9 protein-coding genes are annotated in these 9,048 nt (G+C 69.6%); 7 read left to right on the top strand and 2 right to left on the bottom strand.

What is annotated here, in order from left to right; translation table 11 throughout:
- On the bottom strand, positions 1 to 496 hold a 496-nt coding region (locus FXN61_RS44080; protein WP_376770811.1), incomplete at its 3' end, for a dienelactone hydrolase family protein.
- 134 nt (positions 497 to 630) lie between these two features.
- On the opposite strand from FXN61_RS44080, the gene glmS reads away from it, so the two are divergent.
- The 6 genes from glmS to FXN61_RS44050 all read left to right on the top strand — a co-directional run bounded on the left by glmS (position 631) and on the right by FXN61_RS44050 (position 6,968).
- Positions 631 to 2,490, top strand: coding sequence for a glutamine--fructose-6-phosphate transaminase (isomerizing) (gene glmS, locus FXN61_RS44075; protein WP_167979785.1), 1,860 nt, complete (start codon positions 631 to 633; stop codon positions 2,488 to 2,490).
- On the top strand, positions 2,491 to 3,873 hold the full coding sequence (locus FXN61_RS44070) for an NAD(P)H-hydrate dehydratase (protein WP_167979784.1): 1,383 nt from the start codon (positions 2,491 to 2,493) through the stop codon (positions 3,871 to 3,873).
- Positions 3,874 to 3,924: 51 nt separating this feature from the next.
- Entirely contained in the window at positions 3,925 to 5,010 is a 1,086-nt protein-coding gene (gene alr / locus FXN61_RS53725; RefSeq protein WP_167979783.1) for an alanine racemase, read from the top strand.
- On the top strand, positions 5,007 to 6,104 hold the full coding sequence (locus FXN61_RS44060; RefSeq protein ID WP_167979782.1) for an alpha/beta fold hydrolase: 1,098 nt from the start codon (positions 5,007 to 5,009) through the stop codon (positions 6,102 to 6,104). The genes alr and FXN61_RS44060 overlap by 4 nt, the downstream gene beginning before the upstream one ends.
- Positions 6,101 to 6,562: a tRNA (adenosine(37)-N6)-threonylcarbamoyltransferase complex ATPase subunit type 1 TsaE gene (gene tsaE, locus FXN61_RS44055; protein ID WP_312878463.1), complete on the top strand. Its 462-nt coding sequence runs from the start codon at positions 6,101 to 6,103 to the stop codon at positions 6,560 to 6,562. Before FXN61_RS44060 ends, tsaE begins: the two co-directional genes overlap by 4 nt.
- Positions 6,563 to 6,626: 64 nt before the next feature.
- On the top strand, positions 6,627 to 6,968 hold the full coding sequence (locus tag FXN61_RS44050; RefSeq protein WP_167979780.1) for a hypothetical protein: 342 nt from the start codon (positions 6,627 to 6,629) through the stop codon (positions 6,966 to 6,968).
- Here FXN61_RS44050 and FXN61_RS44045 read toward each other — a convergent pair.
- Positions 6,935 to 8,377, bottom strand: coding sequence for an acyl-CoA synthetase (locus FXN61_RS44045; RefSeq protein WP_167979779.1), 1,443 nt, complete (start codon positions 8,375 to 8,377; stop codon positions 6,935 to 6,937). The two genes, FXN61_RS44050 and FXN61_RS44045, sit on opposite strands and share 34 nt — an antisense overlap.
- 203 nt (positions 8,378 to 8,580) lie before the next feature.
- On the opposite strand from FXN61_RS44045, the gene tsaB reads away from it, so the two are divergent.
- Positions 8,581 to 9,048: tRNA (adenosine(37)-N6)-threonylcarbamoyltransferase complex dimerization subunit type 1 TsaB (gene tsaB / locus FXN61_RS44040; RefSeq protein WP_167979778.1), on the top strand; the 468-nt coding region annotated here is incomplete at its 3' end.

Here is a 9,048-nt window from a genome sequence, read left to right as displayed (position 1 = left end):
CGTTCCGCGCGGCGTCCAGAGCGGACGGCCGCGTCTCCGTTGCGGCCAAAGTCACAACGGCACGGACGCGGTCGCCTTCTGACGCCGCCAGCACGGCCGCGCCGCCGCCCATCGAGTGCCCGGCCAGCGCGACGCGGGCGGGGTCCACGCTGATGTCCCCCGAGCCCAGCCGCACGCCGGTGCAGATGTCCAAAGTGGTCAGGAGGTTCGCCGCCAGCACCCGTGACGACAGCAGCGGCCCGCGCTCCACGGCCGGTGCCGCGGCGACGACGCCCCACGACGCCAGGTGCCGCAAAAGGCCGTGGTAGCGGCGTACGGGCTGCATCCAGCCGTGTCCGAACGCGACAGCGGGCAGGCCGAGGCCCGACTGCGGTGTGAAGATCACGCCCGGCAGGCCGACGAGGGCGAGGTCGCCGCGCAGCACCGAGTGCGGGCCGGGCCTGCTGAGCTGCTCAAGGGCCTGTTTCGCGGTCAGCGTGATCACGCGGCGAGCCATGTGGTGAACCGTAGTCGATCCTGTCATCCGCACCACACCCGAGATTGGTCTACACCACACGTGGCTCTGACCAGCGGAGATGGAGCACCTGCACTCATTAGGGTTAGCGGCGTGGTCTAGCTAGTCTGTTTTCTGTGTGCGGAATCGTGGGATACGTGGGTCACCAGTCGGCGCTCGACGTCGTGCTGGACGGGCTGAGGCGGCTCGAGTACCGGGGTTACGACTCGGCAGGCGTCGCGGTCATCGCAGGCGAGGACCTCGCCGTCGAACGCAAAGCCGGACGGCTGCAGAACCTGGAAACGAGGCTCGACGAGGTGGGCCGCGACAACTTCGTGGGCACCGTCGGCATGGGCCACACGCGGTGGGCGACGCACGGCGCGCCGATCGACAAGAACTCGCACCCGCACCGCGACGCGACGAACCGCGTCGCCGTGGTGCACAACGGCATCATCGAGAACTTCCTCGCGCTGCGCGCCGAGCTCGAAGGCCTCGGCGTCGAGATGACGTCCGACACCGACACCGAGTCGGTCGCGCACCTCGTGGCGTTCGCCTACAACGAGGGCGACACCAAGGGCGACCTGCCCGCCAGCGTGCGCAAGGTCGTGCGCCGCCTCGAAGGCGCGTTCACGCTCGTGTTCACGCACGCCGACGAGCCGGACCAGGTCGTCGCCGCGCGCCGCAACTCACCCCTGGTCGTCGGTGTCGGCGAGAACGAGTACTTCGTCGCGAGCGACGTCGCCGCGTTCATCGCGCACACCAAGGAAGCCGTCGAGCTGGGCCAGGACCAGATGGTCGTGCTGAGCCGCTCCGGCTACGAGGTCACCGACTTCGACGGCGAGCCCGCCGAGGCCAAGCCGTTCACGGTCAACTGGGACCTCAGCGCCGCCGAGAAGGGCGGCCACGAGTACTTCATGCTCAAGGAGATCGAGGAGCAGCCGGAGGCGCTGGCGAACACGCTGCGCGGCCACTTCGCGAACGGCCGCATCGTCCTCGACGAGCAGCGCCTCTCCGACCAGGACCTGCGCGACGTCGACAAGGTCTTCGTCATCGCCTGTGGCTCGGCCTACCACTCCGGCCTCGTCGCGAAGTACGCGATCGAGCACTGGACTCGCCTGCCTGTCGAGGTCGAGCTGGCCTCCGAGTTCCGCTACCGCGACCCGGTGCTCGACCGCGACACGCTCGTCGTCGCCGTGTCGCAGTCCGGCGAGACCGCGGACACGCTGGAGGCCGTGCGTCACGCCCGTGCGCAGAAGGCCCGCGTTCTGGCCGTCTGCAACACGAACGGCGCGCAGATCCCGCGCGAGTCGGACGCCGTCCTCTACACGCACGCCGGTCCGGAGATCGGTGTCGCGTCGACGAAGGCGTTCCTCGCCCAGATCGCCGCGAACTACCTGGTGGGTCTGGCCCTGGCGCAGGCTCGTGGCACCAAGTACCCGGACGAGGTCGCCCGCGAGTTCCACGAGCTGGAGGCCATGCCCGCGGCCGTGCAGCGCGTGCTCGGCACCGTCGACCAGGTCCGTCAGCTCGGCCGTGAGCTCGCCGACTCGAAGGCCGTGCTGTTCCTCGGCCGTCACGTCGGTTACCCGGTGGCTTTGGAGGGCGCGCTCAAGCTCAAGGAGCTCGCCTACATGCACGCCGAGGGCTTCGCGGCCGGCGAGCTCAAGCACGGCCCGATCGCGCTGATCGAGAAGGACCTCCCGGTCGTCGTGGTCATGCCGTCGCCGAAGGGCCGTGCCGTCCTGCACTCGAAGCTGGTGTCGAACATCAGCGAGATCCAGGCCCGTGGCGCCCGCACGATCGTGATCGCCGAGGAGGGCGACGAGACCGTGCGCCCGTTCGCGGACCACCTGATCGAGATCCCGGCCGTCCCGACCCTGCTGCAGCCGCTCATCTCGACGGTGCCGCTGCAGGTGCTCGCGGCCGAGATCGCCCGCAGCCGCGGCTACGACGTGGACAAGCCTCGCAACCTGGCGAAGTCCGTTACCGTCGAGTGAGTGAAGGGCGTCTGGCACACCGAACGCGTCAAGGCCGCTGAAGAAGAGCTCATGGCGGTGGTCCCGCCGGGCTCGCTGATGCGCAAGGCCGCGTTCGGTGTGGCCACCCACGCCCTCAGGCTCTTGCAGGGCCGCCGCCGTGTCACGTTGCTCGTCGGCGCGGGCAACAACGGCGGCGACGCCCTGTGGGCCGGTTACTTCTTGCGACGCCGTGGTGTCGCGGTGTCCGCTGTCCTGCTCTCGCCGGAGAAGGCACACGTCGAGGGGCTCCGGGCTTTCCGTCGTGCCGGCGGCCGGATCGTCTCCGAGGCTGGCACGCCGGATCTGGTGATCGACGGGATCGTCGGCCTCTCCGCGCGTGGTCCGTTGCGGCCTGCTGCGGCTGCGTTGGTCGAGTCGGTGCGTGCGCCGATCCTGGCTGTGGACCTGCCTTCCGGGATCGACCCGGACACCGGGGAGATCGCCGGGCCTCATGTCTCAGCGCACACGACGGTGACATTCGGCTGCCTGAAGCCGGTGCACGCGCTGGCAGAGTGCGGTGACGTGCACCTGGTCGACATCGGTTTGCGGCCAACGGATCCCGATTTCGTGCTGCTCGACCGTGCGGACATCCACTGGCCGGTGCCGGGCCCGTCCGACGACAAGTACACCCAGGGCGTCACGGGCGTTGCGGCCGGAAGCGCGACTTATCCAGGTGCCGCAGTGCTTTCGACCGGTGCCGCCGTGCTCGCGACGTCGGGCATGGTCCGCTACGCCGGTCCCGCCGCCGACGCCATCCGCGCACGCTGGCCGGAGACCATCTGCACCGGCTCGATCACGGACGCGGGCCGGGTTCAGGCCTGGGTCGTGGGGCCGGGTATGGGCACCGGGCCGTCGTCGGCCGAGGTGCTGAGGTCCGTGCTGGACGCGGGTGTGCCGGTGATCGCCGACGCGGACGCCATCACGTTGCTCGCCTCGACGCCGTCGCTGTGGGACGCCCGCGATCCCGACGCCGCTCTGGTGCTGACCCCGCACGACCGCGAGTTCGAACGCCTGGCCGGTCCGGTCGGTGCGGATCGCGTCGCGGCCGCGCGAAAGGCCGCTCAACGCTTCAACGCCGTGGTGCTGCTGAAAGGGCACCGGACCGTGGTGGCGGCGCCGGACGGACGGGCGCTGGTGAACTCGGCGACGTCGTCGTGGCCCGCGACTGCCGGGTCCGGGGACGTGCTGTCCGGGATCATCGGGGCATTGCTGGCCGGTGGCGTGGATCCGTTCCTGGCGGCGGGATACGCGGCCTACCTGCACGTTCTGGCCGCTGAGCTGGGTGCCGACGGCGCACCGGTGCCCGCTTCGGGGCTGATGGAGGCGATTCCCGCGGCGATCAGGGCTCTTCGACGGTCTTGAGCGCTCGCTCACACCTGATGAGCTGCGGTCTCATGGCACGATGAACAGGTTATGGCCCGTTCAGAAGTTGTCGTGAACCTCGGTGCGCTGCGGCACAACGTCGCGCTGTTGGCCGGCCTCGCTCCCGGTGCGGAGACGATGGCCGTCGTCAAGGCGGACGGCTACGGCCACGGCGCGGTGGAGGTCGCTCGCGCAGCTCTGGAAGCCGGCGCGACCTGGCTCGGTTCGTGCTCCACGCAGGAAGCCCTCGCGCTCAGGCAGGCCGGCATCCGCGCGCGGATCCTGGCCTGGCTCGACGCCCCCGACGAGGACGTGGCCGCTGGCATCGCTGCCGATGTCGACCTGTCCGTGGCCTCGCTCGCCGACCTGCGCCGCATCGAGCAGGCAGCCGAAGAGGCCGACGCCAGGCCGAGAATCCACCTGAAGATCGACACCGGGCTGAGCCGCAACGGCTGTCAGCCGAAGGACTGGCCGGAGCTGGTGGAGGCCGCGAAGAAGCACGAGGTGGTGGCCGTCTGGTCGCACCTCGCGTGCGCGGACGAGATCGGGCATCCGTCGGTCGACCTGCAGGCCAAGCGGTTCGACGAGGCCTACGAGGTGGCTCGTGGCTTCGGGCTCGATCCGTTGCGGCACATCGCCAACTCCGCGGCCCTGCTCACCAGGCCCGACCTGCACTTCGACATCGTCAGGCCCGGCATCGCGATCTACGGCCTGAACCCGGTGCCGACCGACCACGACCTCAGGCCGGTCATGAGCTACCGGTCGCACGTGGCGCTCACGAAACGTATCCCCGCCGGGGAGTCGGTCTCCTACGGGATGACATGGACCGCGCAGACCGACACGACTCTGGCACTGGTGCCGGCAGGGTACGCGGACGGTGTCCCGAGGGCGCTCTCCGGCCGGATGGAGGTGCTCCTGGAAGGGATGCGCCGCCCGGTGGTCGGGCGTGTCTGCATGGACCAGATCGTCGTGGACTGCGGGAACGACGAGGTCCGCGAGGGTGCGGAGGTCGTCCTGTTCGGCGACGGGCGCCGGGGGGAGCCGACGGCGACGGAGTGGGCCGAGCTGACCGGGACGATCGACTACGAGATCGTGTGCGGGATGTACCGGCCGCGGGTGCGGAGGATCTACACGTGAAGCCGGTGTGGAAGGTCGTCGGGTGGGTCGGTGGTGCGCTCGGCGCCGCTGTCGCCGGTGCTGCCGTGGCGCAGACCGCGAAGGTGTCGCACGAGCGCAAGAAGGCCATCGACAGCCTCGCGGACGAGCCGTTGGGCGAACTGCGGCCCGATCGCGAGTCGACCGTGGCCGCGGACGACGGCGTGCCGATCTCCGTCGAGGAGGTCGACCCCGGTGACGGCGGCGAGGCTGACATCACCGTCGTGCTGGTGCACGGGTTCGCGCTGGACCGCCGCTGCTGGCACTTCCAGCGCCGGGACCTCGCGGAACTGCTCGACCCGCGCGTACACCAGGTGATCTACGACCAGCGCAGCCACGGCCGTTCCGGGCGTTCTTCCGTTGAGGCCAGTACGATCGAGCAGCTCGCGCACGACCTCGACGCGGTGATCCGCTCGGTCGTGCCGGAGGGACCGCTGGTGCTCGTCGGCCACTCCATGGGCGGCATGACGATCATGGCGCTGGCCGAGCAGCGGCCAGATCTCTTCGCGGAACGGGTGCGCGGTGTCGCGTTGATCGGCACGGCAGCCGGTGCCGTGGGCGGAGCGGGACTGCCGAAGTCCGTGCTGTCGCGGTACAACCCGGTGACGCTCGGCGTCGGGCGGCTCGCGGGTGTGCAGCCCGGCCTCGTCGAATGGGTGCGCAAGAGCGCGAAAAGCCTCACCTGGAGCGGCATCCGCACGCTGGCGTTCGGTGATCGCAAGGTCGCACCGTCCCTTGTGGACCTGATGGAGAAGATGATCAACGGGACCACGGTGAAGGTGCTCACCGAGTTCCTGGAGACCCTCGGCACGCACGACCGCTACAAGGCGCTCGCCGGGTTGCGGCACTGCGAGGTGCTGATCCTGAGCGGTGACGCGGACAAGCTGACGCCCTTCTCGCACGCCGAGCGAATGGCGGAGGAGATGCCGCACGCCACCCTCGTCCGGGCCCCCGGTGCCGGGCACATGGTGATGATGGAGCAGGCTGACCTGGTCAACGACCACCTGGTCGCGCTCGTCGAACGCTGCGCGACCGATCGCGGAGAGAGTCGGAAGAAGTGGTGGCGGCGAGCGTGAAGACCGTCGAACTGCCCCTGGTGGAGGACACCGAGGAGTTCGGCCGCAAGCTGGGTGAAGTCGTGCGGGCGGGCGACCTGCTGCTGCTCGCGGGACCGTTGGGCGCGGGGAAGACGGCACTGGTGCGCGGACTGGCGCGCGGCCTCGGCGTGCAGGGCCGGGTGTCCTCGCCGACGTTCGTCGTCGCCCGCGTCCACGAGCCCGCCGAGGGCGGCAGGGGCGTGCGGCTGGTGCACGTCGACGCGTACCGGCTCGGGGGTCACCTGGACGAGTTGGACGATCTTGATCTGGACACGGATCTGATCGATGCCGTTGTCGCCGTCGAGTGGGGCGAGGGCGTCGCGGAACGCCTGAGCGAAGATCATCTGCTCATTCGCCTCGAACGTGGAATCGACGACGTTCGCACGGCTTCCCTGATCCCGCACGGCGAGTGGGCGGCTCGTGCCCTGCCTGTGTGAAGTTGTCCAACGCATCGGGTGACCGTCCGTAAAGGACGGAGAGTGACGAGCCGATGACACTCGCATGATCAAGAAGACGCTTCTCGCGACTGCAGTCATCGGTGGCGCCATGCTGGCTGCCGCGGCCCCCGCCTCTGCTGGTGACGAGGGTCGTTCCGGCGGCATCAGCATCGCCGACAACCTGTGTGCCGCCCCGTGGCAGTGGAACGGCCCGGCCTCCCTGCTGCACGAGGGTCACGCGCCCGGCTACGCCGCGTGCAACGACAACCACGCCGCTGGTGGCTCCGACATCAGCATCGCCAACAACGCCTGTCTGCTGCCGTGGCAGTGGAACGGCCCGCTGGAGATCTTCACGGTCGACCACGCGCCGTCCTACGTCGCCTGCAACGGCAACTCGGCCGGCTGATCGACGGACGTCACAGGGATGGCCGGACGAGCCCATCGGCCATCCCGGTGACAGTCCTCTTGGGACAGTTCTCGTTTGAGGACCTTGCCCATCTCGTTGCGCGGCAATGAGTCCAGATAACGCACCACCCGCGGCCTCTTGTGCGGCGACAGCAGCCTCGCCACGTGGTCGCTGAGCTCGTCCGGCTCCGGCGCCTCGCCCGACGGCACCACCCAGGCCACGATCCGCTCGCCCAGGTCGTGGTCGGGTTCGCCCGTCACCGCCACCTCGGCCACCGCGGGGTGCTCCAGCAGGGCGTTCTCGATCTCGCCCGCGCCGATCTTGTAGCCACCGCTCTTGATCAGGTCCGTCGCCCGCCGCCCGACGATGCGGATGTAGCCGTCGGGATCGCGCACGGCCATGTCGCCGGTCTTGAACCAGCCTTCGCGGAACGCTTTTTCCGTCGCGTCAGGCCGGTTCAGGTACTCCAGGAACAGGTTCGGCCCGCGCACCTCGATCTCGCCGATGGTGCCGACGCCCACGTCGTTTCCCAACTCGTCGACCACCTGCACGTCGACGCCGTCCACCGGCAGCCCGACCGCGCCGGGCCTGCGGTCGCCGTCGAACCGCATGCTGACGTTCATCAGCGTCTCGCTCATCCCGTACCGCTCGACGATGCCCTGCCCGGTGGCCCTGGCGATCCGCTCGTGGTCGCTGGCGGGGAGTGCGGCCGAACCCGAGACCAGCAGACGTGCGTTTCGGAACTGATCGGCGAGTTCTCGGTTCTGCTCCACCGCTTCCGCGATCCGGTGGTACATCGTCGGGACGCCGAACATCATCGTGGCGCCGGTCGCCAGCTCCTGGCCGATGGCCTCGGGGGAGAACTTCACGTGCCGCACCGAACCGCCCAGCCGCAGCGCGCCGAGGATGCCGATGCCCAGGCCGTGCACGTGGAACAACGGCAGCCCGTGCACCAGTACGTCGTCACCGGTCCACTGCCACGCCTTGGCCAGCGCGTCGATGTTCGACGTGAGCGCGCGGCGGGGCAGAACCACGCCCTTCGGCGGACCGGTCGTGCCCGAGGTGTAGATGACCAGCGCCGGGGTCTCGGGGCCGGGTTCTTCGAAGGCTCCCGGGGTGCCGAGACGGACCGGTTCGTCTCGGAGGATCAGGTCGGGCTTGCTGTCGCCGAGGATGTGCTCCAGTTCGCGCTCGCCGATCTTGGGGTTGAGCGGCACGATCGCCACGCCCGCGAGCAGACCCGCGACCACGGCGACGCAGGTTTCGAGCGTCGAGGTCGCCCAGACGGCAACGCGAGTGTGGCCGCGCAGCCGTTCGGCCAGAGTGCCCGCAGCCCGGTGCAGCTCGGCGTAGGTCAAGGAGTTCTCACCGAAGCGCAGGGCCTCGCGGTCACTCGGTTCAGCGAACATGAATCCAGGGTGGTGCCCGTGCCTTGAGGACGCATCGGAAGTGTGGTCTGCCACACGTGTTTGATTGCCCCTGCTCCACAGATGGCGACGGGGTCGTCGGGAAGTCGGTCCTCCGGCCACCGCTTGCCGCCGAATCGCCTCCGGCGGTTGACGGCAAGAGGCACTCAAATGCGCAGCACGACCTCGTACTACTCTGGACAATCGTGCTAGTGCTCGCCGTCGACACGGCCACCCCCGCAGTCACCGCCGGTGTGGTCGAACTCGTGCCCGGCTCCCCGCCGCGCCTGCTCGCGAAGCGGGTGACGCTCAACGCCAAGGCGCACGGCGAGCTGCTCACTCCGCACATCAGCGACTCGCTCGAAGAGGCAGGTCACACCTTCGCCGACCTCGACGCGATCGTCGTCGGCGCGGGTCCGGGGCCGTTCACCGGCCTGCGGGTCGGCCTGGTCACGGCCGCCGCGCTCGGCCAGGCGCTCAACCGCCCCGTCTACCCGGTCGCCACGACCGACGCGATCGCCAAGGACGCGGCCAGCGGCCACCCGCTGCTCGTCGCGACCGACGCGCGGCGCAAAGAGGTCTACTGTTCGGGGTTGTGCAGCAGCCTTCCGTCGTCGCGCACCGTGGCGCGTCCACCGACCGTCCTGAGCACACCATCGGCGCCTACGAGCTGG

It is taken from the genome of Lentzea indica (assembly GCF_012184385.1).
Taxonomy (GTDB): Bacteria; Actinomycetota; Actinomycetes; order Mycobacteriales; family Pseudonocardiaceae; genus Lentzea; species Lentzea indica.
Note: the sequence above shows the minus strand (reverse complement) of the source record. Positions and strands in the feature narration are given on the sequence as shown.

Bases quoted from the DNA above. Each gene is read 5' to 3' on its own strand.
- alr (WP_167979783.1), top strand. From the start codon at position 3,925: ATGGCCCGTTCAGAAGTTGTCGTGAACCTCGGTGCGCTGCGGCACAAC.
- FXN61_RS44050 (WP_167979780.1), top strand. From the start codon at position 6,627: ATGATCAAGAAGACGCTTCTCGCGACTGCAGTCATCGGTGGCGCCATG.
- FXN61_RS44045 (WP_167979779.1), bottom strand. From the start codon at position 8,377: ATGTTCGCTGAACCGAGTGACCGCGAGGCCCTGCGCTTCGGTGAGAAC.